General features: G+C 33.3%; 18 protein-coding genes and 1 other annotated feature. Of the genes, 14 read left to right on the top strand and 4 right to left on the bottom strand.

From position 1 onward, the window contains the following. Positions 1-17 precede the first annotated feature (17 nt). The 10 genes from recJ (at position 18) to V5E38_RS15490 (ending at position 11146) form a co-directional block, all read left to right on the top strand. Complete coding sequence (gene recJ, locus V5E38_RS15535) at positions 18-2369, top strand: single-stranded-DNA-specific exonuclease RecJ (protein WP_499210682.1); 2352 nt, start codon at positions 18-20, stop codon at positions 2367-2369. After that, on the top strand, positions 2369-2881 hold the full coding sequence (locus V5E38_RS15530) for an adenine phosphoribosyltransferase (protein WP_069035154.1): 513 nt from the start codon (positions 2369-2371) through the stop codon (positions 2879-2881). Before recJ ends, V5E38_RS15530 begins: the two co-directional genes overlap by 1 nt. 162 nt (positions 2882-3043) lie before the next feature. Further along, complete coding sequence (locus V5E38_RS15525) at positions 3044-5239, top strand: RelA/SpoT family protein (RefSeq protein ID WP_499210681.1); 2196 nt, start codon at positions 3044-3046, stop codon at positions 5237-5239. Positions 5240-5254: 15 nt separating this feature from the next. Next, positions 5255-5695, top strand: coding sequence for a D-aminoacyl-tRNA deacylase (dtd, locus tag V5E38_RS15520; protein ID WP_097978434.1), 441 nt, complete (start codon positions 5255-5257; stop codon positions 5693-5695). A gap of 131 nt (positions 5696-5826) precedes the next feature. Next, positions 5827-6006 (top strand): hypothetical protein, encoded by a 180-nt coding sequence (locus tag V5E38_RS15515; protein WP_097978435.1) that lies wholly within the window; start codon positions 5827-5829, stop codon positions 6004-6006. Between the two features lie 272 nt (positions 6007-6278). Next, positions 6279-6452: a hypothetical protein gene (locus tag V5E38_RS15510; RefSeq protein ID WP_088013656.1), complete on the top strand. Its 174-nt coding sequence runs from the start codon at positions 6279-6281 to the stop codon at positions 6450-6452. A gap of 71 nt (positions 6453-6523) precedes the next feature. Continuing rightward, positions 6524-6751, top strand: a binding site (T-box leader). Between the two features lie 67 nt (positions 6752-6818). Continuing rightward, positions 6819-8084: a histidine--tRNA ligase gene (hisS, locus tag V5E38_RS15505; protein ID WP_098233129.1), complete on the top strand. Its 1266-nt coding sequence runs from the start codon at positions 6819-6821 to the stop codon at positions 8082-8084. Positions 8085-8103: 19 nt separating this feature from the next. Then, positions 8104-9873 (top strand): aspartate--tRNA ligase family protein, encoded by a 1770-nt coding sequence (aspS, locus tag V5E38_RS15500; RefSeq protein ID WP_499210680.1) that lies wholly within the window; start codon positions 8104-8106, stop codon positions 9871-9873. Between the two features lie 165 nt (positions 9874-10038). Further along, a complete protein-coding gene (locus tag V5E38_RS15495; RefSeq protein ID WP_499210679.1) occupies positions 10039-10806 on the top strand; it encodes a tRNA threonylcarbamoyladenosine dehydratase in 768 nt (255 codons plus the stop codon). 91 nt (positions 10807-10897) lie between these two features. Then, positions 10898-11146 (top strand): hypothetical protein, encoded by a 249-nt coding sequence (locus V5E38_RS15490; protein ID WP_097978439.1) that lies wholly within the window; start codon positions 10898-10900, stop codon positions 11144-11146. Between the two features lie 170 nt (positions 11147-11316). Here the strand turns inward: V5E38_RS15490 and V5E38_RS15485 are convergent, their stop codons facing one another. Together V5E38_RS15485 and V5E38_RS15480 are read right to left on the bottom strand one after the other, a co-directional pair. Beyond that, the gene (locus V5E38_RS15485; protein WP_387332309.1) at positions 11317-11535 is read right to left on the bottom strand and encodes a hypothetical protein; all 219 of its coding nucleotides are present in this window, start codon (positions 11533-11535) and stop codon (positions 11317-11319) included. Positions 11536-11634: 99 nt separating this feature from the next. Then, the gene (locus V5E38_RS15480; RefSeq protein WP_499210678.1) at positions 11635-12066 is read right to left on the bottom strand and encodes an SANT/Myb-like DNA-binding domain-containing protein; all 432 of its coding nucleotides are present in this window, start codon (positions 12064-12066) and stop codon (positions 11635-11637) included. Positions 12067-12204: 138 nt separating this feature from the next. Between V5E38_RS15480 and V5E38_RS15475 the strand changes: the two genes are divergently transcribed. Further along, a complete protein-coding gene (locus tag V5E38_RS15475; protein ID WP_499210677.1) occupies positions 12205-13494 on the top strand; it encodes a replication-associated recombination protein A in 1290 nt (429 codons plus the stop codon). Here the strand turns inward: V5E38_RS15475 and V5E38_RS15470 are convergent. Together V5E38_RS15470 and V5E38_RS15465 are read right to left on the bottom strand one after the other, a co-directional pair. After that, positions 13465-14172, bottom strand: a complete 708-nt coding sequence (locus tag V5E38_RS15470) for a DUF2306 domain-containing protein (RefSeq protein ID WP_499210676.1) — start codon at positions 14170-14172, stop codon at positions 13465-13467. The genes V5E38_RS15475 and V5E38_RS15470 overlap by 30 nt on opposite strands. A 128-nt stretch (positions 14173-14300) precedes the next feature. Further along, positions 14301-16061, bottom strand: coding sequence for a hypothetical protein (locus V5E38_RS15465; RefSeq protein WP_499210675.1), 1761 nt, complete (start codon positions 16059-16061; stop codon positions 14301-14303). A gap of 308 nt (positions 16062-16369) precedes the next feature. On the opposite strand from V5E38_RS15465, the gene V5E38_RS15460 reads away from it, so the two are divergent. The 3 genes from V5E38_RS15460 to cymR all read left to right on the top strand — a co-directional run bounded on the left by V5E38_RS15460 (position 16370) and on the right by cymR (position 17764). Beyond that, the gene (locus V5E38_RS15460) at positions 16370-16702 is read left to right on the top strand and encodes a DUF4257 domain-containing protein (protein WP_056472677.1); all 333 of its coding nucleotides are present in this window, start codon (positions 16370-16372) and stop codon (positions 16700-16702) included. 43 nt (positions 16703-16745) lie between these two features. After that, positions 16746-16958 carry a hypothetical protein gene (locus V5E38_RS15455; RefSeq protein WP_056472680.1) on the top strand — a complete coding sequence of 71 codons (213 nt, stop codon included), beginning with the start codon at positions 16746-16748 and terminating at the stop codon, positions 16956-16958. Positions 16959-17347: 389 nt separating this feature from the next. After that, positions 17348-17764 carry a cysteine metabolism transcriptional regulator CymR gene (gene cymR / locus V5E38_RS15450; protein ID WP_056472685.1) on the top strand — a complete coding sequence of 139 codons (417 nt, stop codon included), beginning with the start codon at positions 17348-17350 and terminating at the stop codon, positions 17762-17764. Positions 17765-17782: the final 18 nt, after the last annotated feature.

Genomic DNA, 17782 nt, shown 5'->3' with positions numbered 1-17782 from the left:
AGTTAGGGGTGAGAGTATTGTTAAAGTCAAAAGCACGTTGGAAACCGAAATTATCGAATCACCAAGAAGAGCAATTATTAAGTAAAGAATTACAGATTTCCCCTCTATTAGCTAAACTACTTGTTACTCGTGGATTTAATACAGTAGATGCAGCAAGTAAGTTTTTATATGAAGATCAAATGAGCTTTCATGACCCGTTTTTATTAGAGGGTATGGATATTGCAATTGACAGAGTATTTCAAGCGATTGAAGAAAATGAAAAAATATTAATTTTTGGCGATTATGATGCAGATGGAGTTAGCAGTACTTCAGTATTGTATTTAACATTAATCGAACTAGAAGCAAAAGTAGATTTTTATATACCTAACCGTTTTACTGAAGGGTATGGTCCAAATAAGAATGCATTTAAATGGGCGAACGAACAAGGTTATTCATTAATCATTACTGTAGATACAGGTATTTCAGCAGCTGAGGAAGTTAATTTTGCAAATGAACTAGGTATGGACGTAATTATTACGGATCATCATGAACCACCAGAGGAATTACCAAATGCTATTGCAATCATTCATCCAAAGCTAAGTCCTAGCTATCCTTTTAAAGAATTAGCGGGTGTAGGAGTGGTGTTTAAATTCGCTTCCGCATTATTAGGTAGGGAGCCAGAGGAATATTTGGAACTAGTTTCGATTGGGACGGTTGCTGATTTAGTACCTTTAGTTGATGAAAATCGTTTAATCGTAAAAAAAGGTGTAAGGCAACTGAAGCAAACTCAACGTGAAGGACTAAGAGCTCTTTTAGAGATTAGTGGAACTACAACAGATTCAATTACGGAAGAAACAATTGGATTTGCAATTGGTCCTAGAATTAACGCAGTTGGTAGACTCGGTGATGCTAAGCCTGCAGTAGACTTAGTTTTAGAAAATGATCGAGCACTTGCTAAAAAAAGAGCAGAGCAAATTGAAATTCTAAATAAGGAACGACAAGAATTAGTTTCACGTATGACAGAAGAGGCAATTAAGCAAGTTAACGAACTTGATTCATCTTGTTCAAATAAAGTAATTATTGTCGCAAAAGAAGGTTGGAATGCAGGGGTAGTTGGAATCGTTGCTTCGAAATTAGTTGATCGGTTTTACAAACCAGTAATTGTTCTAAGTATTGATCATGAAAAAGGAATAGCAAAAGGTTCAGCAAGAAGCATTGAAGGGTTTTCTCTATTTGAAAACTTAACAAAATGTAAAGATATTTTACCTCATTTTGGAGGGCATACACTTGCTGCTGGTATGACATTGGCAATTGAAGATGTCGAGCTATTAAGACATCGTTTAAATGAATATGCAGATCAAATTATGACAGATGAAGATTTTATCCCATTAAAAGAAGTCGATTTAAAATGTCAGGCTAGTGAAGTTTCAATTTCATTTATTAATGAATTAAATATGCTGGCACCTTTTGGTATGCATAATCCAAAACCTGTATTAGAAATAAACGAGGTTGATGCTCTAAATATTAAACAAATCGGTAATGAAGGTGCACATCTTAAAGTACAACTAAAAGATGATGTTACATTCCTTGATGCTGTAGGGTTTGGATTTGGACATGTTGCTAATGAAATTGCAACTGGATCAAAAATATCCTGCTTAGGAATGGCTTCTATTAACGAATGGAATGGTAAACGAAAGCCACAGTTAATGATTCATGATATTAAAGTAAATCATTGGCAGTTATTTGACTTAAGAGGTCAAGAGCCACATCGATTAACTTTACCTCATACCGAAGAAAAATTCATATTTTTACATCAATCATCAAATGAATATGAAAATTTAAAGACTAAATATCCTATTTCTACGTTTGTTGCATACGAAGATGTATTAAACTTAGATATTAATATACAAAATAATTATGTAATCCTACTTGATTTACCTAGTTCTGAAAATAATTTGAAAGAAGTTTTTCGAAATGGTTTATCAGAACGGATCTACTTAATTTTTAATCAAGAAGAATTACATTTCTTCTCACCAATTCCGAGTAGAGAAAGTTTTAAAAAATTCTATTCAATCTTAGCAAATACCAATCCATTTGACATGAACATGTATGAAGTGGCATTATGTCGTAAGATGGGATGGAAAAAAGAACAAGTCGATTTTATGACAAAGGTGTTTTTTGATTTAGAATTTGTTACAATAGAGGATGGAAAAATTCGTTTGTTGCCACAAACTGAGAAGAAAGATCTCTCTTTATCTAATACGTATGCAAAAAAATTAGCTAGTATTGAACTAGAACGTTTGTTTCTGTACTCAAAATGTGATGAATTAACTACATTTTTTCAAAATATGAAAAGTCATTTTTCCGAAAATGGGGAGGCACTTATTTAATGAATTTAAAAGATTATATAACGATCGTACCGGACTGGCCAAAAGAAGGCGTACAGTTTAAAGATATTTCATCATTAATGAATGATGGAAAAGCTTATAAAGAAGCAACTGATCAAATTGTAGCTTATGCGAAAGAAAAAGATGTTGATTTAGTAGTTGGACCAGAAGCTCGTGGATTTATCGTTGGTTGTCCAATTTCTTATGCTTTAGAAATTGGTTTTGCACCTGTTCGTAAACCAGGTAAATTACCTCGTGAAGTTATTAGCTACAATTACGATTTAGAATATGGTACAAATACGTTAACAATGCATAAAGATGCTATTAAACCAGGTCAACGTATTCTGATCACTGATGATTTATTAGCTACTGGTGGTACGATTGAAGCTACAATCAAACTAGTTGAAGAATTAGGTGGAATTGTAGTAGGAATTGCTTTCTTAATTGAGCTTTCTTACTTAGAAGGTCGTAAAAAATTAGAAGGCTATGATATATTTACACTAATGACATATTAATTTTTAACATATGATATTGTTATTCAAATAGGGTACTCTGATTAATCAGAGTGCTCTTTTTCTATCAAAGATCTGCAAAAAAAAATGAAATTTGACGACTCCTGCTTTACAAAAAACGAAATTTTCATGATAATAGAAGAAATAATGATTTAAGGTGATTAGATGGCTACTGAGCAAGTTTTGACAGCAGAACAGGTTTTAGAGCAAGCGACCCATTATTTAAAAGAAGATGATGTGGCGTTTATTAAACGTGCTTATGAATATGCTCGTGACGCACATAGTGAGCAATTTCGTAAGTCAGGTGAACCATATATTATACACCCGGTTCAAGTAGCAGGTATCCTTGTTGGCTTGGAGATGGATGCTACAACCATTAGTGCTGGTTTTCTTCATGATGTAGTAGAGGATACTGAAGTATCTAAAGAGGACTTAGAGAACCAATTTGGCAAAGAAGTATCTATGCTTGTAGATGGTGTAACAAAGTTAGGTAAAATCAAGTTTAAATCGAAGGAAGAACAGCAAGCTGAAAATCATCGCAAAATGTTTGTAGCGATGGCACAGGACTTGAGAGTAATATTAATTAAATTAGCCGATCGCCTTCACAATATGAGAACGTTAAAACACTTACCTCAAGAAAAACGTATGCGAATTGCGAATGAAACGTTAGAAATATTTGCACCGCTAGCTCATCGACTAGGGATTAGTAAAGTAAAGTGGGAGCTTGAAGATACGGCATTACGCTATTTAAATCCACAACAATACTATCGAATCGTTAACTTAATGAAGCGAAAAAGAGCAGAGCGCGAGCAATATTTAGAAGAGGTTATAAACGAAATCTCATCTCAACTTGAGGATGTGGAAATAAAAACAGAAATTTCTGGACGACCTAAGCATATTTATAGCATTTATCATAAAATGGCTAAGCAGAATAAACAATTTAACGAGATCTATGACTTATTAGCCGTACGTGTGATTGTTAATAGTATTAAAGATTGCTACGCTGTTTTAGGCGTTATTCATACATGCTGGAAACCAATGCCAGGCCGTTTTAAAGATTATATTGCAATGCCTAAGGCAAATCTATATCAATCACTTCATACGACTGTAATCGGTCCAAAAGGTGAGCCATTAGAAGTACAAATTCGTACACAAGAAATGCACCAAATTGCTGAATATGGTGTTGCAGCACACTGGGCATACAAAGATGAAAATGCAAATCTTCCTTCACAAAAAACGTTAGAAAATAAATTAAGTTGGTTCCGTGAAATTATCGAATGGCAAGATAATTCTACAAATGCAGAGGAGTTCATGGAATCAGTAAAAATGGATTTATTCTCTGATATGGTTTTTGTATTTACTCCAAAAGGTGATGTTTTTGAATTACCACTAGGATCTGTTCCAATCGATTTTGCTTACCGAATTCACTCTGAAATCGGAAATAAAACAATTGGTTCAAAAGTAAATGGGAAAATGGTACCCCTTGATTACAAACTTAAAACCGGTGATATCGTTGAGATTATGACATCGAAGCATTCGTATGGACCTAGCCAAGACTGGTTAAAGGTCGCTCAGTCTTCACATGCTAAAAATAAAATACGTCAATATTTTAAAAAGCAAAGAAGAGAAGAGAATGTTGAAAAAGGCAAGGAATTAGTTGAAAAAGAAATTAAAGCTCTAGAATGTGATTTAAAAGAAGTATTAACGTCTGAAAATTTAAAACGCGTCGCAGAGAAATTTAATTTCTCTAATGCAGAAGATATGTATGCAGCCGTTGGATACAATGGAATTACTGCAACACAGATTGCTCACCGTTTAACAGATAAATTCCGTAAACGTACTGAAATTGAGCTAGAAGACCGATTAAAAGAACTTTCTTCGGATCTTAAAAAAGCTCCATCACGTCGTAAAGATGCTGGTATTTCTGTAAAAGGTGTAGATAATTTATTAATCCGTTTATCAAAATGCTGTAATCCTGTTCCTGGTGATGATATTGTTGGATATATCACAAAAGGTAGAGGAATCTCAGTTCATAGAAGCGATTGTGTAAACATGTTAAATGATAGTGAAGAAGATCGTTTTATTGAAGTTGATTGGGAAGAAAGCCCTACATTTGAACGTGATTATAACGTCGATATAGAAATTTTCGGTTACGATCGTCGTGGTCTTTTAAATGAAGTTCTTTCAGTAGTAAATGAAACAAAAACTAATATCTCTTCAGTAACAGGAAAAAATGATCGAAATAAAATGGCAACTATTACAATGAGTTTATCTATTCGTAATATAAACCACCTGCAAAAAGTAGTGGATAAGGTTAAACAAATTCCAGACATTTACTCTGTGAGACGTATTTTCCACTAATAGGAGGTGCCACTTATGAAAGTATTATTACAGCGCACAAAAGAAGCAAAAGTCGTAGTGGACGGACAAGTAGTAGGTCAAATTCCTAAAGGGTTATTATTACTAGTCGGAATAACGCATGAAGACACGATAGAAGATGTGAAATATTGTGCTGACAAAGCAGTTAACCTAAGAATTTTTGAAGATGAACTCGGAAAAATGAATTTATCATTAAATGATGTTGGTGGCCAGATTCTATCTGTTTCTCAATTCACCTTATATGGCGATACGAGAAAAGGTAGACGTCCAAGCTTCACAGATGCAGCTAAACCAGATATCGCAAATGAATTATACGAATATTTTAATTCATATTTACGCGAACAAGGATACGAAGTACAAACAGGCATTTTTGGTGCAGATATGGATGTAACCTTTACAAACTGGGGACCAATTACAATTATGATTGAAAGTAAATAAGCCAATCTTTAACCTCCTTTTCCAAAAGGAGGCATTTTTTTTTGCTAGAATTAATTATTAAAATAATAACTTCTTAGAGCGAATATACTTAATTACACGGTTTTTACAAAGAATTTAGAGGAGGCAACTATATGGACATAATTACAATTGTGTTAATCCTTATCGCTGGTGTAATTTTGTTTACAATCCTCAAAAGTTTCTTTAAAGCACTTTTATTTGTTATTTTAATCATCCTAGTTTATTACGGATTAATGTATTTCATTGACGGATCAGTTGAAAGCATTCAATCTAGTTTAAGAATATTTCATTAGACCATGGTATGTACCATGGTTTTTTTAGTTGAAATGAGAATGTCAGATGTAGTTAATAATAGCTGGGAATGGCAAAATAAAACGTGGGATCGTAATTAAAACCCAGGAATCACTAATAAATCCTGGAATCACAAATAAAAAAGTGAATAGCAAATAAAAATCTGGAATCTCAACTAAAAACTTACTTAAGTTTCACAACAGTATTTTAATTGTTTAATCCATTAATTATTTGGACATCCTATATAACAACATACTTGGAAGGAGACTGCAGCATGAGAATAAATAATCGTAATAGTCTAGGATCAGGTAGAAAAGGTGTCTTGAATATGGATTTTCATGAGTTTCAAAATAGGGGACAAGAATCTAATTCATTAGAGATGGCAAGTGAGTTTGGTTTAACTTTAAGAGAAGTGCGTGATTTGAAAAGACAGTTAGAGCGTTCGTAAAAAATTTTTAACTGTTCTTGACATTTGTTGTATCCGAACGTAAGATATTAAATAACATATTGATACATAGTAACATTCCATAGACGGAGAAAAGTAGGATAGAATCTCTTGTAGAGAGAGGAAATGCCGTGGCTGAGAGCATTTCCACAAGTAGACTATTTGAAAGACACTCCCGAGGCTTTATCCTGAACGATTTCTAGTAAGGATAAACGTAATCGGCGTTAACGATGAAAGTGGGAGAACAGTTTATTGTTCTTCAATTAGGGTGGCACCACGGGCTTATAACTCTCGTCCCTACTGTTTTTATTTCAGTAGGCACGAGGGTTTTTTGTATTTATAAAGGTTTATTATTTAGGAGGATTTACAATGTCGATTAATATCCCAAGAGGAACTCAGGATCTTTTACCTGGTACGATTGAAAAATGGCAGTATATTGAAAAGTTTGCACGTGATTTATGCAAACGATATAACTATAACGAAATTCGTACACCAATCTTTGAACATACTGAATTATTCCAACGTGGTGTTGGAGATACAACGGATATTGTTCAAAAAGAAATGTACACATTTACTGATCGTGGAGATCGTCAATTAACATTACGCCCAGAAGGAACAGCGTCAATCGCTCGTTCTTATGTTGAAAATAAAATGTACGGAAATAGCAATCAACCTACTAAGTTGTACTATATCGGTCCTATGTTCCGTTATGAACGTCCACAGGCTGGACGCTATCGTCAGTTCGTGCAATTTGGTATCGAAGCTTTAGGAAGTAATGATCCATCTATCGATGCAGAGGTATTAGCTTTATCGATGGATTTATATCGTGGTCTTGGATTGAAAAATGTTAAGTTAGTCCTTAATAGTTTAGGTGACTTAGAAAGCCGTAAAGCACACCGTGAAGCGCTTGTGAATCATTTTAAACCGGTAGCACATGAGCTATGTAGTGATTGTAATAATCGTTTAGAAACTAATCCATTACGTGTTTTAGATTGTAAAAAGGATCACGATCACCCTTCAATGAAGACAGCTCCATCGATATTAGAATATTTAAATGAAGAATCTATGAACTATTTCAAAGCTGTTCAATCTTACTTAACAGCTATGAAAATTCCGTTTGAGATCGATGCAAACTTAGTACGTGGGTTAGATTATTATAATCACACTGTATTTGAAATTATGTTAGAAGGTAAAGGATTCGGTACAATTTCAACTTTAAGTGGTGGTGGTCGCTATAACGGATTAGTTGAAGAAATCGGCGGACCTAACACTCCAGGTATTGGTTTCGCATTAAGTATCGAACGTTTAATATTAGCTCTTGAGACAGAAGGAATCGAACTTCCAATTCAACAAGAAATGGATGTATTCCTAATTGGACTTGGAGAAGAAGTGAAAAAAGAAGCGACTGCTATTTTATATCAATTGCGTAAAGCTGGTCTAGTTTGTGAAAAAGATTACCAAGATCGTAAAATAAAAGCGCAATTCAAAGCAGCGGACCGTTATAAAGCAAAATACGTAGCGGTTCTTGGTGAAGAAGAATTATCTCGAGGTGTTATTAATTTAAAAGACCAAGAGACTGGTGTACAAGAAGAAGTTGCATTAGACATCTTTGTAAAATACGTAAGCTCTAAATAAACAAATGGGGGAATTGAAAATGGAACAACGAACGCATTTATGTGGAGAACTAAGAGAATCACATATTGGTCAAAGTGTAACACTTAAAGGATGGGTACAAAAAAGACGCGATTTAGGTGGATTAATTTTTATTGATTTACGTGACCGTTCTGGACTTGTACAAATCGTTTTTAATCCTGAAACTTCAGATGAAGCTTTAGCTCTAGCTGAAACTGTACGTAATGAATTTATTCTTCACGTTCACGGGAAAGTAGTATCTCGTGGTGAAGGTACAGCTAATCAAAATCTTGAAACGGGAGCAATTGAAGTTTCTGTTGAAAAGCTTGAGATTATTAATAAAGCTAAGAATCCTCCATTTGCAATTGAAAATAAAACGGAAGTAGCAGAAGACCTTCGTTTAAAATATCGTTATTTAGATCTACGTCGTCCAGTTATGTATGACACATTTAAATTACGTTCAAAAATTACAAAATCAATTCGTGATTTCTTAGATGGTGAAGACTTCTTAGAAGTTGAAACGCCAATTTTAACGAAGAGTACACCAGAAGGAGCTCGTGACTATTTAGTTCCTAGCCGAGTACATCCAGGTGAGTTTTATGCTTTACCACAATCACCTCAAATTTTTAAACAATTATTAATGGTTTCAGGATTTGAACGCTATTTCCAAATTGCACGATGCTTCCGTGACGAAGATTTACGTGCTGACCGTCAACCAGAATTTACTCAAATAGACATTGAAACTAGCTTCCTTTCTCAAGAGGAAATAATGGAAATGTCTGAAAGAATGATGGTTAAAATGATGAAGGAAACAAAAGGTGTTGACCTAGTTACTCCACTTCCTCGTATGAGCTATGATGAAGCGATGAATCGCTACGGTTCTGATAAGCCTGATACTCGTTTCGGATTAGAGTTAATTGATGTTTCTTCTTTTGCTAAAGAAAGTGGATTTAAAGTATTTACTTCAGCTGTTGAAAACGGTGGCCAAGTAAAATGTTTAAATGTAAAAGGTCAAGCTGCAAATTATTCTCGTAAAGACATCGATGGTCTTCAAGAATATGCTGGTCGATATGGAGCAAAAGGTCTTGCTTGGTTAAAACTTGAAGAAGATGGTTTCAAAGGTCCAATCGCTAAATTCTTTAGTGAAGAAGAATTTGCTACATTAAAATTAGCTGTAGAGGCGGAAGCAGGAGACTTAATTTTATTCGTAGCTTCAGATGCTTCAGTAGTTGCAAATAGCTTAGGTGCACTTCGATTAAAACTAGGTAAAGACTTAGAATTAATTGATCAATCTAAATTCAATTTCTTATGGGTTACTGACTGGCCATTACTTGAGTATGATGCAGATTTAAATCGTTATTTTGCTGCTCATCATCCATTCACATCACCTGTTCGTGAAGATATTGATAAATTAGATACAGATCCAGGTAGTGTAAAAGCTCAAGCTTATGACTTAGTACTAAATGGTTACGAGCTTGGTGGAGGATCAGTTCGTATTTACGAAAGAGACATACAAGAAAAAATGTTCAAATGCTTAGGATTTTCTGACGAAGAAGCACAAGCGCAATTTGGTTTCTTAATGGAAGCATTTGAATACGGAACTCCACCACATGGCGGAATTGCGCTAGGATTAGACCGTATTGTTATGTTACTTGCAGGTCGCTCAAATTTACGTGACACAATTGCATTCCCTAAAACAGCATCAGCAAGTTGCTTATTAACAAATGCACCAAGTCCAGTTTCTTCTGCACAATTAGAAGAATTAGCGTTAAAAACAACTGTAGAAGAGTAAAATAAAAAGGAAGGGTGAAGGAATTAATTTTCTTAATCCTTTCCTTTTTCTTGTTGAAGGATTAAGAAAAATTCTGTATTTCTTTAATTCAAGCTTGATGTAAATAGCTTGTATCATGTATATTTAAATCATTGTAATCTGATTAAGATAGTGGGAGTTGAATAAATGTTACACCAATTTTCTCGTAATGAGCTTGCTTTTGGTAAAGCAGGTTTAGAGCGATTACAAAACAGTACGGTAGCTATTTTAGGTATTGGAGGCGTTGGCTCATTTTCTGCAGAAGCATTAGCTCGTTCTGGAGTCGGACGTTTAATACTAGTGGATAAAGATGTTATTGATATTACAAACGTGAATAGACAAATCCATGCTTTATTATCAACAGTTGGAGAGCCTAAAGTAGAAATGATGAAGCAACGTATTCTTGAGATTAATCCTGAGTGCGAAGTAATTACACATAGAATGTTTTATACAGAAGAAACATTTGAAAAGTTTTTTGAAATTCCATTAGATTATGTAATTGATGCTTCTGATACAATTACATATAAAATTCACTTAATTAAAGAGTGTCGTCGCCGTGAAATTCCACTTATTTCAAGTATGGGTGCTGCTAATAAGATGGATCCGACTCGCTTTAAAATTGCTGATATATCAAAAACAACACACGATCCTATTGCAAAGGTTATTCGAACTAAACTTCGCAAAGAAGGTATTCAAAAAGGAGTAACAGTTGTCTATTCAGATGAAAGTCCTATTGTTATTCGTGAAGATGTACGTAAAGAAATCGTACCAGATGAAAATACAAAAATTCGTAAAGCGAAAATGCCACCATCTTCAAACGCCTTTGTACCATCAGTTGCCGGCTTAATCGCAGCTAGTCATGCAGTTCGTGAATTAATAAAGGATATTGAAATTAAGCGTGTAGGTAAAGAATAACTAATGCTCAAACATTGCTGACTGTAGGAATTAATTTCCTACAGTTTTTTTGTTTATTAATGTAAAAACTACCTTCAATAGGAGGTGTTTGATGTTGAATAGAGCCTTAAAAGTATTTTGTACTTTCGGATTATCATTATCATTATTAACTGCTTGTAACAGTACAAGTGACGTGGAAAAAGATTCAAAACAGCATCATGTAGATAATTTATCCAATCGGATTAATGTTAAGTATAAAAAGAAAAATAATGTTGTCGAGAAAAATGGTAAGGTTGGCAAAGATGGCGTCGTTAACGATATGGAATCCATTGAAATGAATAAACGTAAGCCTAATAAATAAAAAAGACCCCCAAATTATTGGGGGTTTCAGTCTGCCCGAAAACGATCGCTTTCTTCGTTGGGCTCATTACCGCGTAAGGCTAACTCCGCTCCTCACCATGCTTCGCGCCTCGAAAGACAAGCGCTAGCAATCAGCTGATCAGACACATTACCATATAGTGGAAAAGGGGATTACATATTTAAATCCTTCTCATTTTTAGAACTATTTTTACGTCTTCTCACAAATTGGCGTCCAATTAGAGAGATAACTAATAGTCCAACTACAAGAAGTAGAATTTGAAGATAGGATAAGTTAAAGTATTTAGCACCGGTAACAATTAAAAGTGTAGATAACGTACCTTTAATAATAAAAAATATAATTATCCATAAACCGCCTTTTTTCCAATTCATTTCATTATACTCCTTACTATTGCTTGCATTTTGTTACTTCATTATACAATAGTACAAGTGATAATATACTGTGAATGTTTTACATTATTTTGTCCAAATTTATTCTGTTAGATTGATCAATACATTTTGTTTCTTTCGGATTAATATTTTTAGATTAACAATTTTTTTGTTTAAATTTTCATTTTCAATTTTTAATTTAACTACTCTTTCTTTTAACTGCCTATTTTCCTCCGAAGCTTTATGCTTTTGTTCGAAATTCATTAAGAATTGGATGACCATTTCAATATTCATTGAAGGAGGATTTATAGGGTTATTTAATTTGGTAACTTCTTTAGGTTTGTTTATTTCTTTAAATTGATCTTTTGATAGTTTTCGGTATCTAGACGCACATGCTGTCTTTGTCCGATTAATAATATTTGCTACCATTTCAAATGCTTCTTGCTTTGATTTACCTTTGCTTTCGTATTTTTCAACTAGTTCAATTAATGTGTTTTCATCTTCTAGTGACCATTTTGTTTTTGGGTCATTCATTTTTTCACCTTCTTTATTTCAACTATTATTATGTTCACCAAATAAATGATTAGTAAAAAGAAATATTTGCGGGGTGCAGATGAAAAATGTTTCCAATTCAATTACAATAGTAAAAAGAGTTGTAAAGGAGGGAGAAAATTGAGTCATGAACCTCTAGCATACCGTATGAGACCAAGAACGATTGATGAATTAATTGGTCAGGAAAAAATTATCGGAAAAGAATCAGCGTTATATCGATTAATACATAACGGACGAGTTCCTTCAATGTTAATTCACGGGGAACCTGGAATAGGTAAAACATCGTTTGCCCATGCAATTGCTGGTACGGTTGATAAACGTTTTGTAACTGTTAATGCGACTACTTCTGGTAAAAAAGAACTTGAGGATATCGTTCATGAGGCGAAAATGTTCGGTGAAATCATTCTATTTGCAGATGAAATTCATCGTTGGTCAAAGCTGCAACAGGATTATTTATTATCATATGTAGAAAGCGGATTTATTACGTTAATTGGGGCAACAACTGAGAATCCATACCACGATGTTAACAGTGCCATACGATCTCGCTGTAACCACATTTTAAAATTAGAACCGCTTTTACCAAAACATATTTATAAATTATTAGATAAAGCCTTGAGAGATGAGGATAGAGGATTAGGAAACTTGCAAATCCAAATTTCAGAGGAACAAATTTTAAAAATTGCTCATGGAGTAAACGGAGATGCAAGATCATCATTAAATATTTTGGAATCAATCGTATACGGTTCAACAAAGGAGTCAGACGGAACGATTATAGTACAAGATAAAATTATTGATGAATTTCTTCGTTCAAAAGGTTTTAATCATGATAAAAATGGAGACTTTCATTATGACACATTGTCTGGTTTCCAAAAGAGTATTCGTGGAAGTGATGTAAATGCGGCACTTTATTATTTGGCAAGGCTCATTGAAGCGGGCGATTTAACTAGCATTATTCGAAGATTATTAGTGATTGCTTATGAGGATATCGGATTAGCTGGAGATCCATGGAAAGTTGTCCTGGCTTGTGAAGCCGCAAAGCAAGTTGGATTTCCTGAAGCAAGAATTATTCTTTCAAATGCAGTAATTGAGCTCTGTTTGTCATCCAAATCTAATTCTAGTGTCACATCAATTGATCGAGCATTAAATGATGTGAGAAGTGGGTTACATGATGATATCCCAGCACATTTAAAAGATGCGCACTATGCTGGAGCGAAGGATATGGGGCATGGGATAGGTTATATTTATCCGCATGATCATCCTTTAGGTAATTTTGGCGGTTGGGTAAATCAACAATATCTTCCAGATCGATTAGCAAATCAAGTTTACTATAAACCAAAAGAAGCAGGAAACGAAAAACGTTACGGGGCTATTTTTGAAAAACTACAGCAGTTTAAGAAAAATCGTAATTAAGTCATTAATTAAAGAGAAGGTAGATATAAAGCGAAATTGGTCGCTTAATCTACCTTCCTTTTTAATTATGATCCACTCAATTATGATTAAATTTATTAATAAACCTACCCATATATTAACATTTAGGGCTTCCTCAACCATTTGTTCTCTTCCACCAGGTATATGCAATCCATTTAGCGAAAAGTAGGCTAATAATATTAATGGTACTAAAACCCTACCACTAACTGCTACTAATGTGATTCCAAAACTTCGAATCATCCAGATTTGGTGAGCTATGTAATTTTTCTTCTTTGTGCTATGAATACCTTTAATTGTAGTGAAAATCCAAAGTATAGCTAAAACAAGAAAAGACATTACTTTTGAAAAATTTTCAATAGAAAATATTACGATTAATGACAAAATTCCGCTTATAAAAACGCTAGTATAGTAAGTAGTTCCAATCATTCGATGGATTCTTGGGTAACGAGTACTAATGTTCTTAACAAACTGAATGAACCCAGCAATTAAAGCAATAAATGCAAAAAAGATATGTGTTATTAAAGCAGGGTATTGAATTGAAGTTGAACTAATTTGGATACGACTTTTATCTGGATCAATAAGAAAATAAGGAGCCATAAATGGAACAATGACACAAAGCGAAATAATAAATAAAATCCACCAACTTTTTTTAGAATTCATAAATAAACCTGTCCCCCGATATTTAGTTTGATAATATGTAATTTAGTATAAAATTATTTAATTAATATCATAACAACCTAATATGAACGGAACATGAATAAAAAAAGTCGAGATTCGGGTCTCGACTTTTAAGCACTAACATCATTTTCAAAAACTTCAATAGTTGGAGAATCAACTAAATGACTAGTTAATAATTTTATCTCGAGGAAAAGTAAATCGGGTTTAATAAAAGTTGAAGGGATTGATAAAATCTCTTCGTCATCTTTATCATAGAAAACAATATAATTAACTTTTCGTTGATATGCTGCCATTTTACCTTCGTTTTTACCCCATTTTCGGAGTTCGATCGTCATCCGGTTTATCTTATGAAGCTCGATCGACTTCAATTCATTACCTTTTTTTAAGGTTAGCTGTCTACTTGTTAAAATTACTTTTGATTCTTTTCGAAGTTGAATTGTTGCATACACTTTATATAAGAAAATAATCCATAGTAAAGCAAGTAATAAAAAATAAAAAGGATCGTGATTTCCAAAAGCAGTACCGGTTCTAACAGCAGTTAGAAAGCCTAGAAAATAAGTACCAAAATGCCAGCTTGGCTTTGATTCCAAAATGACTTCTTTACCTAATTTATCGTTTTCTTCTTTATTTAATAATTCAAGTTGGGCTTTATGTTCATCCTCAGTATATTTATCCCATTTTGTAAATGCCGTAATTGTTTCATCGTAAAATCGTGGGCTAGGAATTTGGTCAGAGATATAAGCCCCTACATATGCAGCCATCCAATCATTTTCTTCCCAATTTTCTTGGTGACTACGAAATTTAGTTAAATAATAAGTTACTTCTTGTTCATAATAGTTTGAAGTATCATAACGCTTTATAATTTCGATCTCGTCGGGAATCACACCAAAATCTTCATGAGCAATTAAATAAAGAAACAGTCTGTTTTTTACAAAACTATGTTGATGCACTTCCGTAAATGTGTAGATATCTTTCTTTGAAAATTCATTTAATTTTGTATAAAACCATACCGCAGATTCAATATTATGAGCACAATAATCAAGGATTTCTTTTTCAATTTGTACGCCATGTTCCATCAGTGATAGAACAGCATCCACTTTTAGGTAAGGATCTTTATATTCAAGTGCTGCATTTAAATATTCATGCATGTGATTGTCAAAATAATATTGCATTAATTGAAGGCAAATACCCATTTCTGTTCGAACGATGAGGTAAGATTCTTTCCAAGCTTGGTAAACATATTTTAAGTTGTAATCTTGATCATAATTTAAATATGATTCTCGTTTAAGCTTATATAAAACTTTAATTTGTTCGATTATATAATTTTTCTCATCGGATGAAAAAGGTAATGAGATTGAATTTCTTTTACACAATAGAATCAGATGAAAAATTGAAACTGCAGTTTCTTCATTTTCGATTAAACGTAATAGTTTTTTTACAAGTTCTGGAGCCCAATTTGTCTCTTCGAAAATGAATTGAACATCGATATCAAGCGAGTACCGTTTACTATTTTTTTCTATGATTCGTATATAAGCATCTCTAGCTAACTCTGAGTTCAGACTTATTAATAAATAGAGGGCTTGAAGTTTTGCTCGTTCACTATATGCTTCAAAATTCTTTTCGATTGGAGTTATTAATTCTTGGAGTGCAAACTCTGAACAAAATCCAACTAAGTGATAGCTTCCATCATCCCAATCTTCTATTGATTTCGGGAAATTGCTTCCCGCTTCTTCTAATAAATAAATTAATGATTCAATAGAAGCACTTGATCGAAGAGACTTTCTAAGTTGGTCTATGCCTTTTGCACGCTGATATAGATCTTGGTGGTGTAATTGTTTTACTATTCTCTTGAATTTTCTTTGTACAGCCAACTGAAAACCTCCTCTAGCTTCTTTTTAATTCCAATATATCATAATAAGGGTATTGAGAAATAGTTAAATAGTCTTGTAGTGTATTTGTTTAAATAAAAATTCAGGTCTTTTACCTCATTTTTTGTCATAATTGGATAAATTTTACAAAATGGTTTTGATAATTTATTTTTAAGCTTTTATAATAATAAGAACAAGCTGTTCATATTTTATATAGAACTTGTCCAATCCTAGCGATCATTTCGATTAACTTATTCTCGAAACGAAAGTAGGAATTTTTTTTGTACCTAAAAATAAGAAGGAGGATGAACATGGTTAAACTCTATGTCCTGGCGGTTGTCATTGGTGGAGTGACCGGATTTATTTTTCACATCCTGTTTAACAAAGGTACGATTATGCTCCCGGTGAGACGAAAGAAAGGCTTTTATTTAGGTTTTCTTGCAGATATTTTATTTGGAGCAACAGCCGCGACATTATTTGTTTCTTTATTTATACCAGAAAACATGTTAAAAGATATGCGAATGGTAATCGGATACTGTATATTAGCTGGTCTCTCATCTCAAAGCTTTCTTTTAAGCAGGGCACTTAACACTGAACGGGAAAGGGTAAGTTCACTGCATAATATTTCTAAGCAAATTGTGTAGTATTTTCAATAATTTACTTGGCAAAAGATGAAGGAGGCATGTAATGAGGCTAGTGCTAACACCCGAAGAGAAAGCCATTTATTTAGATTTATTAGAGGATTTATTAAATGCTGATACTGAATACGAAATTAAAAGTATCGAATTCCAAGTCATTAGCTTTTTAAACAACATAAAAGAATCTAGAAAAAATGTTGAAGATTTCGATGAAAAAGCGGCAGCTGCTCAATTCGTACGTGCTGGTAAATTGAAAAGTTAAGCAAGCAAAAAACGAAAGCAAACAGACTAAAATAGAAAAAAACCCCTAATGTCGTATGGTTAAACTATATAACATTAGGGGTGTTTCTTTTTTGTAGATTTAGAGAAATATTAATCTTTGTCCCCGGTTTTGAGATTACTAGATAATTAGCGAGAATGATGGAGTAAAAATTTTAGAATTTATAAAGCGATGAAGTTCAAGTTAGTAAACTTACCTGACTAGTTATTAACATAGATGGATATTGCACTTTTCCAATTGGTTTAGTGCATTTTTTTCATGTCATGTGAATTTATAGGATAAATAGTGTACAATAATTGTATTACTACAGTTTAAAAATAGGATAAATCAGATAAAAATAAGAGATACAGTTTATTGAACGGAGTGAATTAATGAAGATTTCAACTAAGGGAAGATACGGACTGACAGTTATGATTGAATTAGCTAAAAGATATTGTGATAAACCAATTTCACTCAAGAGTATTGCGAAAGCACAAAATCTTTCTGAGCATTATTTAGAACAAATTATTTCATTATTACGTAATGCAGGATTAGTTAAGAGTATTCGTGGAGCATATGGTGGGTATATTTTAACAAAGGAACCGAATGAAATTTCTGCAGGTGAAGTAATAACTGCACTTGAAGGATCACTATCTCCAATCGAAAATCTTGAAGATGAAAATCCTGCACAAAGAGAGTTATGGACTCGTGTTCAAAAAGCGATTAATGAAGTGTTAGACCATACGAGTCTTGAGGATTTAGCAAAATTAGAATCTGATGATTTAAATGGATATATGTTTTATATTTAATTTTAGTGCGTTCAAAGA

It is taken from the genome of Rossellomorea sp. GAMAL-10_SWC, assembly GCF_049568075.1.
Lineage (GTDB): Bacteria > Bacillota > Bacilli > Bacillales > Bacillaceae_G > Gottfriedia.
The sequence above is the reverse complement of the archived record's forward strand: the minus strand, read 5'-3'. Positions and strand labels throughout refer to the sequence as shown.

Coding starts and splice junctions, on each gene's coding strand:
- V5E38_RS15525 (WP_499210681.1), top strand. CDS start 3,044: ATGGCTACTGAGCAAGTTTTGACAGCAGAACAGGTTTTAGAGCAAGCG.
- V5E38_RS15495 (WP_499210679.1), top strand. CDS start 10,039: ATGTTACACCAATTTTCTCGTAATGAGCTTGCTTTTGGTAAAGCAGGT.
- V5E38_RS15530 (WP_069035154.1), top strand. CDS start 2,369: ATGAATTTAAAAGATTATATAACGATCGTACCGGACTGGCCAAAAGAA.
- V5E38_RS15455 (WP_056472680.1), top strand. CDS start 16,746: ATGAGGCTAGTGCTAACACCCGAAGAGAAAGCCATTTATTTAGATTTA.
- cymR (WP_056472685.1), top strand. CDS start 17,348: ATGAAGATTTCAACTAAGGGAAGATACGGACTGACAGTTATGATTGAA.
- V5E38_RS15470 (WP_499210676.1), bottom strand. CDS start 14,172: ATGAATTCTAAAAAAAGTTGGTGGATTTTATTTATTATTTCGCTTTGT.
- V5E38_RS15515 (WP_097978435.1), top strand. CDS start 5,827: ATGGACATAATTACAATTGTGTTAATCCTTATCGCTGGTGTAATTTTG.
- hisS (WP_098233129.1), top strand. CDS start 6,819: ATGTCGATTAATATCCCAAGAGGAACTCAGGATCTTTTACCTGGTACG.
- aspS (WP_499210680.1), top strand. CDS start 8,104: ATGGAACAACGAACGCATTTATGTGGAGAACTAAGAGAATCACATATT.
- dtd (WP_097978434.1), top strand. CDS start 5,255: ATGAAAGTATTATTACAGCGCACAAAAGAAGCAAAAGTCGTAGTGGAC.
- V5E38_RS15485 (WP_387332309.1), bottom strand. CDS start 11,535: ATGAATTGGAAAAAAGGCGGTTTATGGATAATTATATTTTTTATTATT.
- V5E38_RS15510 (WP_088013656.1), top strand. CDS start 6,279: ATGAGAATAAATAATCGTAATAGTCTAGGATCAGGTAGAAAAGGTGTC.
- V5E38_RS15460 (WP_056472677.1), top strand. CDS start 16,370: ATGGTTAAACTCTATGTCCTGGCGGTTGTCATTGGTGGAGTGACCGGA.
- V5E38_RS15480 (WP_499210678.1), bottom strand. CDS start 12,066: ATGAATGACCCAAAAACAAAATGGTCACTAGAAGATGAAAACACATTA.
- V5E38_RS15490 (WP_097978439.1), top strand. CDS start 10,898: ATGTTGAATAGAGCCTTAAAAGTATTTTGTACTTTCGGATTATCATTA.